The sequence below is a fragment of the Bacillus sp. V33-4 genome (genome assembly GCF_002860225.1).
GTDB classification, from domain to species: Bacteria; Bacillota; Bacilli; order Bacillales; family Cytobacillaceae; genus Bacillus_BJ; species Bacillus_BJ canaveralius.
In genome coordinates, this window is sequence record NZ_PGVC01000032.1 from 45,381 (window position 1) to 60,977 (window position 15,597).

A 15,597-nucleotide genomic window follows, 5' to 3' on the forward strand; every position below is an offset into this window, starting at 1 on the left:
AAAAGGATGAGAGAGAATCTGTTCGGCTATTTATTTATAAGCCCCTGGATGGTCGGCTTTATTGGATTACTGTTGGGACCGCTTCTCTTTTCTTTATATACGAGCGTTACAGACTATAATATCACTTCGAAGATGAATTTTATCGGCCTTGAGAATTATAAACGCATGTTTACAATCGATGATCTATTTATGACTTCTTTATGGAACACGCTTTATTACGTGTTATTCTCGGTACCTTTAACGACGATCGGGGCGATCCTGCTTGCTGTCCTTTTAAATCAGAAGGTAAAAGGAATGAAAGTTTTCCGCACAATTTATTACTTGCCTGCGATTCTTTCAGGCGTCGCTGTTTATTTTTTATGGATGCAGCTGCTCAGCCCGTCAACAGGATTGGTCAATACTTTTCTCGGCTGGTTTGGTATTGAAGGACCGGCCTGGCTGTTTGACCCTGAATGGACAAAGCCCGCCCTGTTGTTAATGAAGATGTGGAGTGTCGGCGGCGGAATGCTGCTTTATTTAGCGAGCCTTCAAGGTGTATCGGGAAGCTTGTATGAAGCGGCTGAACTCGATGGGGCAAGTTCCTTCCAAAAGTTTTTCTACATTACTTTGCCAATGATATCACCGATTATTTTCTTTGACGTCATTACAAGCACGATTGGGTCATTCCAGGTGTTCCAGGAAGCCTATGTCATGTCGAAAAACGGCGATGGCGGGCCGGCAAATTCACTGCTCTTTTATAATCTTCATATGTGGAATAATGCTTTTGAAATTTTCGATATGGGATACGCATCGGCAATGGCCTGGCTTCTGTTTATCATTGTCATGGTGTTAACGTTTGTTAATTTGAAGCTTGGAAAACGATGGGTTCATTATGAAGGGGGAGATAACAAATGAAGACTGCCCCGGTTTCTGCGCCAAAATTTTATGAGTCGAAAAAGTTTAAAACAAAGCTTAAAAACTATATCGTCATGTTATTATTAATAGCCGGAAGTGTTGTGATTCTTTCACCTTTATGGTGGATGGTTTCGACTTCATTGAAGTCGCCGCAAGAGATCGCCCAATACCCGCCGTCCTTTTTCCCGAGCGAGTTCCGCTTCTCAAATTACATTGAGGCATGGAAAACAGCTCCTTTTACGCGCTGGGCTTTAAATACACTGTTTATTGCTGTATGTGTGACGTTAGGAAGCGTGTTGGTCAATTCGCTGGTCGCTTATTCTTTTGCAAAAATTTGTTTTAAGGGAAGAAATGTCCTTTTCGTCATCGTTCTCTCAACGATGCTGATCCCCGGATTCGTCACGATGGTCCCTCAGTATATTTTGTTTTCTAATTTGGGCTGGTTAAATACGTACTTGCCTTTAATCGTTCCTGCCTTTTTAGGCAGTGCCTTTTTTATCTTTTTGCTGCGCCAGTTTATGATGTCAATTCCAAATGAGCTGATAGAAGCCGCCGTGCTTGACGGGGCTAACCATTTCCACATTTGGTGGAATATCGCTTTGCCGCTGACCAAACCAGCTCTGGTGGCCGTAGCGATTCTGGCATTCAATGGCGCATGGAACGATTTGCTCGGACCGCTGCTTTATATAAACGACGAAAGCTTATACACATTGCAAATTGGACTGCAAACCTTTAAAGGAACCGTGCAAATCCAATGGCATTACTTAATGTCGATGTCAGTCATGGTCTTGCTGCCGGTCGTTCTCTTATTCTTCTTCTTTCAGCGATATTTTATTGAAGGATCTAATATCAGTTCCGGCTCGAAGGGGTAACTGATAAACTTTTATACCGCATAAAATAAATCTCATGTAACACATGGGGATTTGGCGGTTTCTTTAGGAGAAATCAATACCGATAAGCTTTATTGAGTAGCCCTCCCATCAAAATTCAACAGTAATAATAAAGGCCCTGACGGATTTTGTCATGGCCTTTATTGGTTATTGCTTTATGCTGCCGGGCTTGTTTGGATCAATGAAGACATGGTCCTGTGCAGCTTTCCATGCTTTAAATTTGTCTATATCAGAGGATATTTGTTTAAAAGCATAGACGATGACCGCTGCATCATCAACAAGCCCCAGGCCAATAATAAAGTCCGGAATTATATCGATCGGAGAAACAAAGTAAATGATTGCCGCCAAAATCGTAATAAGCGAGCGGGTTGGGATTTTCCGGTATTCGCCTTTTATCCACATCCGGATCATTTCAAAAAACAGCTGAAGCTTGTCCCACGTGTCAGCCAGAGCCCCTCTACTCTTATTCGCTTTATTCATGGCCTCTTTAAGCAAATTTTGCGCTTTAGCGGGATCTTTTGCATATCCACTAGCCTTTGATTCATATTTTTGATGTTCTTTTTCAATCTTTTCGTCTGTTGGCATACCGATTCCTCACTTTATGATTTTTTCTTCTATATATTTTCCTTCAATTGATCGAACATAAACATATGATTTTTTTGATATTAACACTTTTTTTGATCTTAATCCAACCGAAGCGCTTTCACAATGAGTAATTCGCGCACGTGCATTATGCTGTCCTAGATTATCTGGATGAAGGACATTTCCCCCGGTTACTAAGCTAATGTCGTCCTTCATGACCTGGATGAAGGACATTTCTCCCGGTCACTTTGTCAATTTCGTCCTTCATGACCTGGATGAAGGACATTTCCCTTGTTCACTTGCACAGTTTTGTGCTTCGTCACCTGGATGGGGAAAGTTGGTGATTCCCGTTAAATGTACCGCCAAACAAAAAAAGCAGAATTGTACAGCAGCCTATGCCTGGGTAGTAGTATCTGCGTCGATCATGTGTGAGATAGGGTGATCTTGTTTTTAATCAAATATAAGACTTATGTGTTGACCCGCCTTATAGATAGATGTAAAATGAAAGCGTAAACAGACATGTATATACAAGTTCGGTTTGTGTCATAAACTGCGATCAGCTAACTGCTTATTACATAGTTAACAGGATATAGCTGGACCTTTTAACAAATAATACGATTAGGATAAAGCAGTTTTCTATTTCATTTCACCTTTGGAAAAACAGTCACAGGAGGAAAGATAAATGAGTGATAACAGGAAATCTGCCGAACAGATCGTCGATGCCGTCGGCGGAAAAGACAATATTGCCGCTGCTACACATTGTGTAACTCGTCTGCGGTTTGCATTAAAAGATGAGGATAAAGTAGATAAAGAAAAGCTAGAAGATATTGACCTAGTTAAAGGTTCTTTTTCTGCCAATGGGCAATTCCAGGTGGTGATTGGGCAGGGCACTGTTGATAAAGTATATAACGAAATGGTAGACATCACCGGAATCGGCCGCGCTTCGAAGGAAGAAATAAAAACAGCCGCTGCTGAAAAGCTTAATCCGTTGCAAAAGGCGATCAAAACACTTGCAGATATTTTTATTCCGATTCTGCCAGCGATTGTTACCGCGGGTTTATTGATGGGGATTAATAATATTATGACAGCCCCGGATATATTTTTTGATGATCAGTCTTTTGTTGACGTGTATGAAAACTGGGCTGGTCTCGCCGGCATGATTAACCTGATTGCCAACACAGCATTCGTATTTTTACCGGGTTTAATTGGCTGGAGTGCTGTCAACCGCTTTGGTGGAAGCCCATTACTGGGGATTGTTCTCGGATTAATGCTTGTACATCCTGATTTATTAAATGCCTGGACGTATGGCGCAGCCGAAGAGGTTCCAACCTGGAACTTGTTTGGCCTCGAAGTGCAACAAGTCGGCTACCAGGGCCAGGTTTTACCGGTATTAGTCGCTTCTTACGTACTTGCCAGAATTGAAATATTTTTAAGAAAGCGAATCGCCGATGGATTTCAACTGTTAACCGTTGCGCCGATCGCATTGCTGGTTACCGGCTTCCTTTCCTTTATCGCGATTGGACCAATCACTTTTTACATCGGAAACCTCATAACTGATGGAGTCGTCGGCATTTTTGATGCGGCACCTGCGATTGGTGGCTTAGTTTACGGCGGGCTATACGCTCCGCTCGTGATCACAGGCATGCATCATACATTCCTGGCGGTTGACCTTCAGTTGATTGGTACGATTGGCGGAACCTTCCTGTGGCCGATGGTAGCCTTATCAAATATTGCGCAGGGCTCAGCAGCGTTTGCGATGATGATCATTCACCGGAAAAATGACAAACTGAAAGGATTGGCTTTAACTTCATCCATTTCAGCCTGGCTCGGAGTTACCGAACCGGCGATGTTCGGGGTAAACCTTCGTTATCGATATCCGTTTTTTGCCGCGATCATTGGCTCAGCTATCGCAGGGATCTTTATTGCGATGAATGCTGTACAAGCTGCATCAATCGGTGTCGGTGGTTTGCCGGCGATCTTTTCAATCATGGCCGAGTATTGGGGTGTCTTCTTTATCGGAATGGTTATTGTGTTAATTGTTCCATTTGTTTTGACAATGATATTCGCAAGAGTAAAAAAAGCTTAATCAGGCAATAGTATGCCATGGAATCTAAACGTTCCATGGTATCCATATTTCCTGGTTATACAGCAACGGGTCAGGGAAAGGTAAATCAATTTTAAAACATTAAAGAATAGCAGGTGTTATCAATGCAAAACCAACCTTGGTGGAAAAAAGCAGTCGTTTATCAAATTTATCCGAAAAGCTTCTATGATACAACGGGAAACGGCGTCGGTGATGTGCCGGGTATTACAGCTAAGCTCGATTATTTGAAAAAATTGGGTGTGGATGTTATTTGGCTTACGCCAATCTATCAATCCCCGCAAAAAGATAACGGTTATGATATAAGCGATTATTTTAAAATCCATGAAGAATATGGAACGATGGAAGACTTCGACCGCCTGCTGGCAGAGGCGCACAAGCGCGGCATCAAAATTATCATGGACATTGTTGTTAACCATACTTCGACAGATCATCGCTGGTTCCAGGAGGCTTCGAAATCAAAGGACAACCGCTATCGTGATTTTTATATTTGGAAAGACGGCAAGCCAGATGGTAGTGAGCCGACAAATTGGGAATCAAAGTTTGGCGGTAATGCATGGGAGTATGATGCAAAAACAGGCCAATATTATCTGCACCTGTTTGATGTGACCCAGGCCGATTTAAATTGGGAGAATGAAGCACTCCGTAAAGAAATCTATGAAATGATGAAATTCTGGTTTGAAAAGGGAGTCGATGGCTTCCGGCTTGATGTAATCAACTTAATCTCAAAGAATCAGCATTTTCCCGATGATGATGGATCAGTTTCTCCCGGGGATGGCCGGAAATTTTATACGGACGGTCCGAGAGTGCATGAGTTTATTCATGAAATGAACCGTGAGGTCTTCTCGAAATATGATAGTATGACTGTCGGTGAAATGTCTTCGACAACGATTGAGAATTGTATAAAGTACTCGAACCCGGACCGGAACGAATTGAGCATGACTTTTAATTTCCACCATTTAAAAGTGGATTATCCAAACGGAGAAAAATGGGCTCTTGCTGATTTTGACTTTCTTTCCTTAAAAAGAATTTTATCGACCTGGCAGGTGGAAATGCATGAAGGCGGAGGATGGAACGCGTTATTTTGGTGCAACCATGATCAGCCACGCATTGTTTCCCGCTATGGAGACGATGGCGAGTTCCGCAGTGAATCGGCAAAAATGCTTGCAACGACTATTCATATGATGCAGGGAACTCCTTATATTTATCAGGGAGAAGAAATCGGCATGACAAATCCGAAATTCGACTCCATCGACGAGTATCGCGATGTCGAATCGCTCAATATTTATGATATTAAGCTAGAGGAAGGAATGCCGGCTGAAGAGATTATTGAAATTTTGAAAAGCAAATCAAGAGATAACTCAAGAACGCCTGTCCAGTGGAATGACGAAAAACATGCAGGTTTTACGAGCAACACGCCTTGGATCAATGTCGCTCCCAACTATAAAGAAATTAATGTAGAGAAAGCTTTAAACGATGAAGATTCGGTGTTCTACTATTATAAAGAGTTGATCAAGCTCCGCAAAGAGTATGACATTATCACGTACGGTGATTATGAACTTATTGTTGATGAGCATCCCGATATTTTTGCTTATGTCAGAAATGGTGATAACGAAAAACTTCTTGTTGTAAATAATTTTTACGGTAAAGAAACGCAATTTATCCTGCCTGATCATGTGGATCTAAAAGGATACAATGCGCAAGTTCTGCTTTCAAACTATCCTGATGCATCAAATTCGTTCGAAAATGTCCGCTTACGCCCTTACGAATCGATTGTTTACCATCTGACTATGTAATAAGCTAAACCGAAAAACGATAAATAAACAGGAATATGCCGCAGGAAAAGAATAATATCTTATTTGTTTTTCAATTAAAAGAATTGCTTTCAACTGAATAAATAAATTAAAAACGACGGGAAAACCGTCGTTTTAATTTATTCAAAGCTGAAGAGGGCATGTTAGTAAAAAAGCATCCCGGCAATCGCTGCACTCAACAACGAAGCCAGTGCACCGGCAATAACAGACTTTATTCCCAGCCTGGCGATATCGGCCCTGCGATCAGGGGCCATGTTTCCGAGGCCGCCGAGGAGGATCGCCATTGAGGAAATGTTCGCAAAGCCGCAAAGTGCAAAGCTGATGATCGCCACTGCTTTGTCAGACAAGTTCGGGATTTCCGGGGCAAACGATGAGTATGCAACGAATTCATTTAAAATTAGCTTTTGGCCGATATAGTTTCCCGCCTGTACGGCTTCCTCCCATGGCACACCTATTGCAAATGCAAGAGGGGAAAACAAATAGCCAAGCATTAGTTCAAGGGTCAGCTCATCAAAGCCAAACAATCCGCCGATAAAGCCAAGCAGCCCGTTTAGCGTCGCTACCAGCGCAATGAAAGCCAATAGCATCGCACCAATATTTAGAGCGAGCTGCAATCCGACGCTTGCTCCTCTCGCAGCCGCATCTATAACATTTGTTGATTCTTGATCCGCTTCCATATCAAGCTCGTTTGGCTCTTCCGAAGTCTCTGTTTCCGGAACGATAATTTTTGCCATAACCAATCCTGCCGGGGCTGACATGAAACTTGCGGCAAGCAAGTATTCAAGCGGAACACCGAGCAGCGAGTAACCGACTAAAACGGAGCCTGCCACAGACGCAAGTCCGCCGGTCATGACAGCGAATAGTTCCGATTTTGTTAATTTTGGTATAAATGGCCGGATCAACAGCGGCGCTTCAGTTTGGCCGAGAAATATATTTGCCGCTGCCGACATAGATTCGGCTTTTCTTGTTCCAAGCAACCATGAGAGTCCGCCACCGATTATTCTGATAAAAAACTGCATGATGTTTAAATAATACAGGACAGAAATGAGGGCGGAGAAAAAAATCACAACCGGTAAAACTTGGAAAGCGAAAACGAACCCGACACCGGTTTCTTCGGCAAACAATCCGCCAAATAAAAAGTTGATTCCTTCATTGGCATAGCTAATGATATCATTAACTGCAAATGTGAAGTTTTCTAAAACCCTTCTGCCGACATCCCATTTCAAAACAATGAAAGCAAATCCGATTTGAATGGCCAATCCTACCATGATGGTTCGCAAATTAATCTTTCGTCTATTATTAGAAAGCAAAAATGCTAATCCTAACACAACCAATATCCCGAATATTCCCCACAAAAAATTCATATCACACCTCATAATTTGAATTATTACATGTTGCGAATGGTTTTCTGTTTAAACACGAACATACTATGTAGACAGTAACGAACAATCCTGTTTTTGCTGGCAAAAAGGCCATTATCTAATTACACTGGTAGCATCCCCTAAAAAACCGATATTTAATAATTCTTTAGTGAGGTGCGTGAAGTGAAGATCAGAAAAACAATAATGCATTATTGCAAACTGTGGTAGTGAACGATAAGATTGAATGTATGAGCAAAATTTATGATTGTCAAAAGAGAGAGGAATTTTTATGTCTAGTAAATTACATGATGAAGTGCTTGCAAGACGCACTTTTGCAATTATATCCCACCCTGACGCAGGGAAAACGACTTTAACGGAAAAACTGCTCCTGTTTGGGGGCGCAATCCGCGATGCGGGAACAGTAAAAGCCAAAAAAACCGGGAAATTTGCGACGAGCGACTGGATGGAAATCGAGAAGCAGCGCGGAATTTCCGTTACATCGAGTGTGATGCAATTCGATTACCAGGGGAACCGCGTAAATATCCTCGATACTCCCGGCCACCAGGACTTTAGTGAGGATACGTACAGGACGCTGACAGCTGTTGACAGCGCCGTCATGATCATTGATTCCGCAAAAGGGATCGAGGCGCAAACTTTAAAGCTTTTTAAAGTTTGCCGGATGCGTGGCATTCCGATTTTTACGTTTATCAATAAATTGGACCGCCAGGGTAAAAATCCACTTGAACTGCTTGCTGAACTTGAAGAGGTTTTGGGGATTGAATCGTACCCAATGAATTGGCCAATTGGCATGGGCAAGGAATTCTATGGCATTTACGATCGTTTTTATAAGCGAATCGAACAATTCCGGGCAAATGAAGAAGACCGGTTTATCAGCCTCAACGAACAAGGGGAAATTGACGGTGAGCATCCTTTGAAGGCTTCGTCGTTATATGACCAGACACTTGAAGAAGTACTGCTGTTAAATGAAGCAGGCAATGAATTTTCAAAAGAAAAGATTGCAGATGGTACATTGATTCCCGTCTTCTTTGGCAGTGCTTTGACCAATTTTGGTGTGCAAACATTCCTGGAAACGTATTTGCAGTTTGCCCCGCCACCGCAACCGCGCCATTCGACATCAGGCGAAATCGACCCGCTTTCGAATGAGTTCTCAGGGTTTATTTTCAAAATCCAGGCAAATATGAACCCGGCCCACCGCGACAGAATTGCATTCCTGCGGATTTGTTCAGGAAAATTTGAGCGGGGCATGTCCGTAAACCTGGCACGGACCGGCAAACAAATGAAGCTTGCCCAATCTACTCAATTCATGGCTGATGACAGAAGTACAGTAGAGGAAGCTGTCAGCGGTGATATTATCGGTTTGTACGATCCAGGCCTTTATCAAATCGGTGATACGCTTACTTCTGGAAAAGAATCGTTCCAGTATGACAAGCTGCCACAGTTTACCCCCGAATTATTTGTACGGGTGACAGCGAAAAATGTTATGAAGCAAAAACATTTCCACAAAGGGATCCAACAGCTTGTCCAGGAAGGCGCTATCCAGCTTTTTAAAACGGTCAAAAGCGAGGAGTATTTGCTTGGAGCGGTCGGCCAGCTCCAATTTGAAGTATTCGAGCACCGTATGAAGAACGAATACAATGTAGAGGTGCTAATGGAGCGTGTTGGCAACAAAATTGCCCGCTGGGTCGAAAATGAGCAGATTGATGAAAATCTCTCCAGTTCTCGCAGCCTTCTTGTTCATGACCGTTACGAGAAAAAAGTGTTCTTGTTTGAAAATGACTTCGCATTACGCTGGTTCCAGGAAAAAAATCCGAATATCAAACTATATAATCCGATGGATTCGGCTGATGAATAGGGGGGAGGGGCATCGTTGTATGCCTCTCTTTCTGATTTTAACTTGAGTGGGAAATTTTTTCATATCATCGGTTTCGCTTATTAAAGTTGATTTTCGCTTAATTATTTATTTTTTCACATGAAACAATAACAAGCGGCTTCATAGTTGCATACCTTTAAGCCCTCTTATATAGTGAATTCTAGATATTTGAACGGAGCACCATTAATTTTCAACCAGTCTGACGAGCCCTGAGAGGAGTACATAATGAAATTAAGCAATTTTTCGATTAGAAGGCCAGTGTTTACGATTGTAACGATGTTTCTTGTCTTAATTTTGGGGGTGGTTTCACTCTTAAATATCCCGATTAAGTTGATTCCTGATATTAATCCGCCGGTAGGGGTCGTTGTCGCGAACTATCCTGGGGCAAGCCCGGAGGAAGTGCTTGAGAAAGTAACAAAGCCTCTCGAAGAAAATCTTGCAACACTTCCGGGAATAAAGACGATCACCTCTACATCGCAAGAGGGGGCCAACTTTGTTCTAATGGAATTTTCCTGGACGACGTCAATGGACGAAATTCAGGATGATGTCGTGCAAAGAATTGATCAAACGAGATTGCCTGATGATGTCGAAAAGCCACGTTTTCTTAAGTTCGATCCTTCATTATTTCCAATCATCCAACTATCGTTAAGTTCAGAAGGTAATGAGGAATCATTAAGAGAACTTGCCGACGATTTAAAGCTTGAGCTGACGAAAGTAGATGGAGTGGCAAGTGTTAATCTTTCCGGAACATCCGTGCAAAATGTCCGGGTTGAATTGAATCAGGATCAATTGAGAGCGTACCACTTAACTCAATCAGATATCGTCGATACGATCGAGGCTAATAATATTTCGTTCCCTGGCGATACCATTTTAGCCGATGGAAAAGAATTAACAACGAGAATCATCAGTACAATTAATTCTGTCGACACATTAAAAAATCTGACTGTCACTGTTAACCCGGCCACTGGCCAAAACATTCGCTTACAGGATGTCAGCACTGTTGAAATCGTCAAACAGGATGACCGCACGATTACAAGGGCAAATCAAGCGCCGTCTGTGCTGATAAGTGTTCTGCAACAGTCCGATGCCAATACTGCTGCCGTATCGAAAGCGTTTGTGAATGAATTAAATGAGCAGCTGCAATTGGACAAGTATAAGGGGATAGAGGCAGAAGTTCTTTTCAATCAGGGCGATTATATCCAACAGGCAATCGGGAATATCTCCGATTCGCTTATTTTGGGTGGGGCCCTGGCGATGGTTGTCTTGTTCTTTTTTCTAAGGAGCATCAAAAGTCCGCTTATTATTGGAATTGCGATTCCTTATTCAGTTATTTTCACGTTTGTCTTGATGTACTTCTCCGATTTTACGCTCAACATCATGACGCTTGGCGGTTTGGCGCTCGGAATCGGAATGCTTGTCGATAATTCAATCGTTGTTATTGAAAATATATACCGCCACCTGTCGATGGGGAAAGGTCCAAAAGAAGCTGCCCATGCTGGTGCTAAGGAAGTTGGCGGCGCAATAACGGCATCGACCCTGACCACAGTTGTCGTATTTTTGCCGGTTGCCTTCATCTCGGGGATTATTGGTGAGTTATTCACAGAGTTTGCCCTGACAATCTCGTTCAGCCTGTTTGCCTCACTGATTGTGGCATTAACAGTTGTACCGATGCTGGCTAGCCGCTTGTTGAAGACACCGAAAAAGAACATTGAAAGAAAACGGCAGCGTTCCGGTTTCCTGAAAATGCTTGAAAGATCGACGAGGTGGTCTTTACGGCATCGCTTTATTGTTATGTTGATTTCATTGCTTCTTCTGGCCGCGGGAGGGTATGGATTGACGATCGTCGGAACACAATTTTTGCCGGCGACTGATGAGGGGTTTTTCAGCGTGCGCGTCAATCTGGAAAATGGAGCTGCCTTAACGGAAACAGAAAAGGTAATGGCTGCCCTTGAGAGCGAGTTGAAGGAGCAGGACGATGTTGAAGTATATGTAAGTTTGATCGGCACAACCCAGGAAGCTGCGTTTAGAGGTGGAACTTCTGCCAATGTCGGTGAGCTATATATTAAAATGAACGATTTAGAAAAACGAGACCGATCCACCTTTCAATTTGTCGATGATCTAAAAAGCGATTTTCAGAGTGCCGCGAAAAATGCAAATCCAACGGCCGAGTTAACATATAATCTGCAATCCTCTGCCGGCACTGCGCCGAATACATTAACATTTAGTGTTCGTGACACGAATGAAGCAAGATTGCATGAATCGGTTGAAAAAATATATGCGTCATTGAGTGAGATGAATGATGTAAATGAATTATCGACAGACTTAATAGAGACGGTTGAAGAGATTCAAATCACGGTTAACCGGGAGAGAGCTCTTCAAGAGGGCCTGGCGCCTGCTCAGATCGCGATGATTGTAAATGATGTCACAAGGGGAGTGAGAGCTACACAAATTACCACCGAAGATTCAACGATTTATGGTGTTGATGTCGAATATGATAACGACATTACCCGGAATCTCGATCATTTGCGAAATCTCTTAATCAGGAAACCCGACGGAAACTATGTAGCCTTGGGACAGGTTACAACGATTGAAAACGGCAATGGTCCTGTCAACATCCAGCGAATTAACCAACAGAACGCGGTCCAGTTCACATTGAAATACAAAACATCCACGAATCTCGGGGTTATTTCCAATAAAGTAGATGAGCGAATAGCCGATCTCAAGTTGCCTGAAGGAATAGAAATTGTCTACAGCGGTGACAAAGAGCTTCTTGATTCTTCGATCAACGATCTGATCATGGCTTTTGGATTGGCAATAGTTTTCATATATCTTGTCATGGCTGCGCAGTTTGAATCGCTAAAATACCCGTTCGTCATTATGTTTACGGTTCCTCTAATGGTCATTGGCGTATCAATCGCGTTAGTGATCACGGATACGCCTATCAGCTTAACAGCGATTATCGGGTTTATCGTCCTCGCAGGCATCGTCGTTAATAATGCCATTGTGATCGTCGACTATATAAATCAGAAGAAAAATAGCGGTATGAAAACCTTTGATGCGATTGTTGTTGCTGTAAAGGACAGGGCGAGACCGATCTTTATGACGGCGTTAACGACAATCCTCGGTTTGGTCCCGCTGGCACTTGGAATTGGCGAAGGAACCGAGATCAACCAGCCGATGGCGATCACCGTAATTGGTGGCCTCATTAGCAGTACCTTATTAACTTTATTTGTCATCCCTGTTGTTTACAGTCTTTTTGATAAAGAAACACGGAGGATGAACAAGTTGTATGCTACACACGATGGACATCTCGTTCCGGGCTATCTTCTTGATTTACAGCCAGACAAGGACCAAACTTCAGAAACAGACCACTTTTTATCAGAAACGGTTGAATCGACAGGCAAATATAACAGAGAAGAAATGGCTGGTATGCTCGAGGAGCTTCTAAAAGTCGTCAAGGAAGACGAACCACTATCAAGGGTAAGATCAAGAAAGAATAAAGACTTATAATATGTACACAAGCCCCTCTTCTATTTTGGAAGAGGGATATTTTGTATTTTATTGTTGAACATGATTCGCGGATAACGATCGAAAAATCAATCATTTTGATAAGACGCCAAGCTGATAATTGGAATTTGTAAAAAAAGGATTTTTTATACTTGTTAAATAAATGCGTTTGCCGTTGTGCATCCTAGAACTACCGACTAGTGCTGGAGGAAAGTGAATGAATGATATTTTATGTATGAACGCTGCGAAAACAATTGTATTTAAGCCCGCTATGATCGTCCGGCCCTTTTGGCATGCTCGTATTTACGAATTAATCTTAAAGGAAACGAACCGTGAAGATGAATGAAGAAAATGTCTAAGCTTGAAGCGGTCTTATGGAATATCGCGTTACCGGGTTTTAGCCAATTGCTCATTGGTCAATTTTTTAAAGGAGCCTTTTTTGTCGTTTTGGAAATCATCATAAATGTATGCAGTCATTTTAATGCCGCGATCATATTTAGCTTTTTGGGTGAGATCGACAGGGCGATCGAGGTGACAAACTTTCAATGGCTGATGTTTTACCCTTGTTTATACATGTTTGCCATGTGGGACGCGTACCGAACAGCTATGCCCGAAGACGAACAGCTGTCGTATTTACCGTTTGTATTTGCTGCCTATACAATCACTGTTGGCCTTATGCTTTCGACCAGGTTAAGGCTGTTCGGGATCTTGTTCGGCCCGGTTTTTTTGCCGATGATTTTTCTATTGGTTGGATTGCTGATTGGATTTACGCTGAGGTTTATATTGTTAAAAGTCCGCAGGAACCAGACAGATATTGCCCGATAAAATGGGCACGGGTGCACGCAATAAATACCGGCCGTGTTAACGGCCGGTGATCCATGAATATAAAATTAGTCTATCGGTTTTGGTTGGTTAAGTCAGACTGGGCTTGCGCTACCAGTCTTTTTGTTATTTCACCGCCGACAGATCCGTTTGAACGAGAGACAGTTTGTGCACCTAAATTAATTCCAAATTCCTGGGCAATTTCATATTTGACACTCTCTAAATATTCTTCAACTCCTGGTACAAGTAATTTTCTTCGGCTGCCTGCCATTTTAGTCAACTCCTCATCTGTTTATCAGTGGACTTTTAAATCCTCTGTAAACTTAGTTTGAGTCAGAATCTCCCAAACATGCGTGGTAATCTTTTTCGAAAATGGTTAGAAACCGTAAATGCTGCAGAAAATAAGCAGCGGCAGTCAGCGGTGAACAATTTTCGTAAAAAACGATATTTAATGGATAATTGAAAGAGGAGTCATGTTATGAACTTGACAACGGGGCTGTTCTTTTGGCCAATGACATTTCCTGCTGCTCCTGCATATCCTGCGTTGGAAGAGGATATTGAATGCGATGTGCTCATTATTGGCAGTGGGGTATCAGGTGCCAGCTGTGCTTATTTTTTTAGTGAAACCAACTTGAAAATTGTTGTAATAGATAAAAGAACGGTTGTTTCAGGGTGCTCAAGCGCCAACACAGGCTTGTTGCAATTTTCAAATGATAAACCGCTGTTTTCAATGATTAATTCGTTTGGTGAGAGAAAAGGCACGCGCCATTACCAATTGTGCCGGCAAGCACTTGCAGAGCTTGGCCAAACAATTATTCGGAGCCTGCCATTTGATCCGGATTTCAGGCAGCGGGACAGCTTATATTTTGCCAGCTCTGAAAAAGATGTTGCGGGATTGGAAAAAGAATTTGCGACTTTGCGAAAGTTTGACTTTCCTGTTCGGTTTTTAAATTCGGCGGATTTGAAAGACAGCTTCGGGATTTCTAAACCGGCTGCGCTTTTGACAACAGGAGATGCTGAGATTAATACCTTTAAATTTGCCCATGGCTTGCTCCAATATGCACAAGCAAAAGGTGTCCGGATTTTTGAACATACAAAAATGACTGGGCGAACGTTTAAAGACGGCTATATGTCTGTGTTCACATCAAACCATCGGGAGATCAAAGCCAGGTATATCATTATGGCAACAGGCCACGAGGCACTGGAAGAAGTGTCTGAAAAAAACGCTGTGCTCGACAGCTCATATGCGATTGCAACAAACCGTCTCGTTAAAGAAGATCTCTGGAAAGATCATGTTTTAATCTGGGAAACAGCGAGGCCATATTTGTATATGAGAACGACGGTTGATAACAGAATTATTATTGGCGGACTGGATGAACGAGCAGCAAAATCAGATCAGCGTGATACGATGCTCTATCATAAGCGGGACTTGCTTGTTGCTGAACTGGTCAAGCTTTTTCCGCATCTTAAAGGCAAGGTTTACCCGGATTATTATTGGACAGGCTTTTTTGGCAACACCCATGATGGATTGCCGATCATTGCCCGTTATGAACGGTTTCCCAATACATACTTTGTGATGGGCTATGGGGGAAACGGAACGGTTTCCAGCATCATTTCTGCCCGGATTTTAAGAGATGAGATAGCCGGTGAAGGAAGCAAGGATTTAGCTATTTATTTGAATGCACGGAATGAAAGATAAAAAAAAGACGGGCCAAAATCCGGCCCGCCGATATTT

Annotated in this window: 12 protein-coding genes; 9 read left to right on the forward strand and 3 right to left on the reverse strand. The window is 42.6% G+C overall.

From position 1 onward, the window contains the following. The first annotated feature begins 6 nt into the window (after positions 1 to 6). Both CVD23_RS12440 and CVD23_RS12445 read left to right on the forward strand, forming a co-directional pair. Positions 7 to 894: a carbohydrate ABC transporter permease gene (locus tag CVD23_RS12440; RefSeq protein WP_101666237.1), complete on the forward strand. Its 888-nt coding sequence runs from the start codon at positions 7 to 9 to the stop codon at positions 892 to 894. After that, entirely contained in the window at positions 891 to 1,766 is an 876-nt protein-coding gene (locus tag CVD23_RS12445) for a carbohydrate ABC transporter permease (RefSeq protein WP_101666201.1), read from the forward strand. Before CVD23_RS12440 ends, CVD23_RS12445 begins: the two co-directional genes overlap by 4 nt. Before the next feature lie 165 nt (positions 1,767 to 1,931). Here the strand turns inward: CVD23_RS12445 and CVD23_RS12450 are convergent, their stop codons facing one another. Beyond that, the gene (locus CVD23_RS12450; protein ID WP_101666202.1) at positions 1,932 to 2,369 is read right to left on the reverse strand and encodes a YkvA family protein; all 438 of its coding nucleotides are present in this window, start codon (positions 2,367 to 2,369) and stop codon (positions 1,932 to 1,934) included. 679 nt (positions 2,370 to 3,048) lie between these two features. On the opposite strand from CVD23_RS12450, the gene treP reads away from it, so the two are divergent. Together treP and treC are read left to right on the forward strand one after the other, a co-directional pair. Beyond that, complete coding sequence (gene treP, locus CVD23_RS12460) at positions 3,049 to 4,452, forward strand: PTS system trehalose-specific EIIBC component (RefSeq protein WP_101666203.1); 1,404 nt, start codon at positions 3,049 to 3,051, stop codon at positions 4,450 to 4,452. A 122-nt stretch (positions 4,453 to 4,574) separates the two neighbouring features. Next, positions 4,575 to 6,263 (forward strand): alpha,alpha-phosphotrehalase, encoded by a 1,689-nt coding sequence (gene treC / locus CVD23_RS12465; protein WP_101577844.1) that lies wholly within the window; start codon positions 4,575 to 4,577, stop codon positions 6,261 to 6,263. 161 nt (positions 6,264 to 6,424) lie between these two features. Here the strand turns inward: treC and CVD23_RS12470 are convergent, their stop codons facing one another. Continuing rightward, entirely contained in the window at positions 6,425 to 7,645 is a 1,221-nt protein-coding gene (locus CVD23_RS12470) for a NupC/NupG family nucleoside CNT transporter (RefSeq protein ID WP_101577845.1), read from the reverse strand. 286 nt (positions 7,646 to 7,931) lie between these two features. Between CVD23_RS12470 and CVD23_RS12475 the strand changes: the two genes are divergently transcribed. The 4 genes from CVD23_RS12475 to CVD23_RS12485 all read left to right on the forward strand — a co-directional run bounded on the left by CVD23_RS12475 (position 7,932) and on the right by CVD23_RS12485 (position 13,865). Then, the gene (locus CVD23_RS12475) at positions 7,932 to 9,515 is read left to right on the forward strand and encodes a peptide chain release factor 3 (RefSeq protein WP_101577846.1); all 1,584 of its coding nucleotides are present in this window, start codon (positions 7,932 to 7,934) and stop codon (positions 9,513 to 9,515) included. Between the two features lie 243 nt (positions 9,516 to 9,758). Continuing rightward, the gene (locus tag CVD23_RS12480; RefSeq protein ID WP_101577847.1) at positions 9,759 to 13,043 is read left to right on the forward strand and encodes an efflux RND transporter permease subunit; all 3,285 of its coding nucleotides are present in this window, start codon (positions 9,759 to 9,761) and stop codon (positions 13,041 to 13,043) included. Positions 13,044 to 13,257: 214 nt separating this feature from the next. Then, on the forward strand, positions 13,258 to 13,386 hold the full coding sequence (locus CVD23_RS22490) for a hypothetical protein (protein ID WP_257985649.1): 129 nt from the start codon (positions 13,258 to 13,260) through the stop codon (positions 13,384 to 13,386). Continuing rightward, a complete protein-coding gene (locus CVD23_RS12485; protein ID WP_101577848.1) occupies positions 13,383 to 13,865 on the forward strand; it encodes a hypothetical protein in 483 nt (160 codons plus the stop codon). Before CVD23_RS22490 ends, CVD23_RS12485 begins: the two co-directional genes overlap by 4 nt. A 70-nt stretch (positions 13,866 to 13,935) precedes the next feature. Here the strand turns inward: CVD23_RS12485 and CVD23_RS12490 are convergent, their stop codons facing one another. Next, on the reverse strand, positions 13,936 to 14,133 hold the full coding sequence (locus tag CVD23_RS12490) for an alpha/beta-type small acid-soluble spore protein (protein WP_101577849.1): 198 nt from the start codon (positions 14,131 to 14,133) through the stop codon (positions 13,936 to 13,938). Between the two features lie 207 nt (positions 14,134 to 14,340). Between CVD23_RS12490 and CVD23_RS12495 the strand changes: the two genes are divergently transcribed. Beyond that, on the forward strand, positions 14,341 to 15,561 hold the full coding sequence (locus CVD23_RS12495) for an NAD(P)/FAD-dependent oxidoreductase (RefSeq protein ID WP_101666204.1): 1,221 nt from the start codon (positions 14,341 to 14,343) through the stop codon (positions 15,559 to 15,561). Positions 15,562 to 15,597: the final 36 nt, after the last annotated feature.

Excerpts from the sequence above, each read along its gene's own strand:
- treP (WP_101666203.1), top strand. The coding sequence starts at position 3,049 with ATGAGTGATAACAGGAAATCTGCCGAACAGATCGTCGATGCCGTCGGC.
- CVD23_RS12445 (WP_101666201.1), top strand. The coding sequence starts at position 891 with ATGAAGACTGCCCCGGTTTCTGCGCCAAAATTTTATGAGTCGAAAAAG.
- CVD23_RS12480 (WP_101577847.1), top strand. The coding sequence starts at position 9,759 with ATGAAATTAAGCAATTTTTCGATTAGAAGGCCAGTGTTTACGATTGTA.
- CVD23_RS12485 (WP_101577848.1), top strand. The coding sequence starts at position 13,383 with ATGAAGAAAATGTCTAAGCTTGAAGCGGTCTTATGGAATATCGCGTTA.
- CVD23_RS12475 (WP_101577846.1), top strand. The coding sequence starts at position 7,932 with ATGTCTAGTAAATTACATGATGAAGTGCTTGCAAGACGCACTTTTGCA.
- CVD23_RS12490 (WP_101577849.1), bottom strand. The coding sequence starts at position 14,133 with ATGGCAGGCAGCCGAAGAAAATTACTTGTACCAGGAGTTGAAGAATAT.
- CVD23_RS12440 (WP_101666237.1), top strand. The coding sequence starts at position 7 with ATGAGAGAGAATCTGTTCGGCTATTTATTTATAAGCCCCTGGATGGTC.
- CVD23_RS12450 (WP_101666202.1), bottom strand. The coding sequence starts at position 2,369 with ATGCCAACAGACGAAAAGATTGAAAAAGAACATCAAAAATATGAATCA.
- CVD23_RS12495 (WP_101666204.1), top strand. The coding sequence starts at position 14,341 with ATGAACTTGACAACGGGGCTGTTCTTTTGGCCAATGACATTTCCTGCT.
- treC (WP_101577844.1), top strand. The coding sequence starts at position 4,575 with ATGCAAAACCAACCTTGGTGGAAAAAAGCAGTCGTTTATCAAATTTAT.
- CVD23_RS12470 (WP_101577845.1), bottom strand. The coding sequence starts at position 7,645 with ATGAATTTTTTGTGGGGAATATTCGGGATATTGGTTGTGTTAGGATTA.
- CVD23_RS22490 (WP_257985649.1), top strand. The coding sequence starts at position 13,258 with ATGAATGATATTTTATGTATGAACGCTGCGAAAACAATTGTATTTAAG.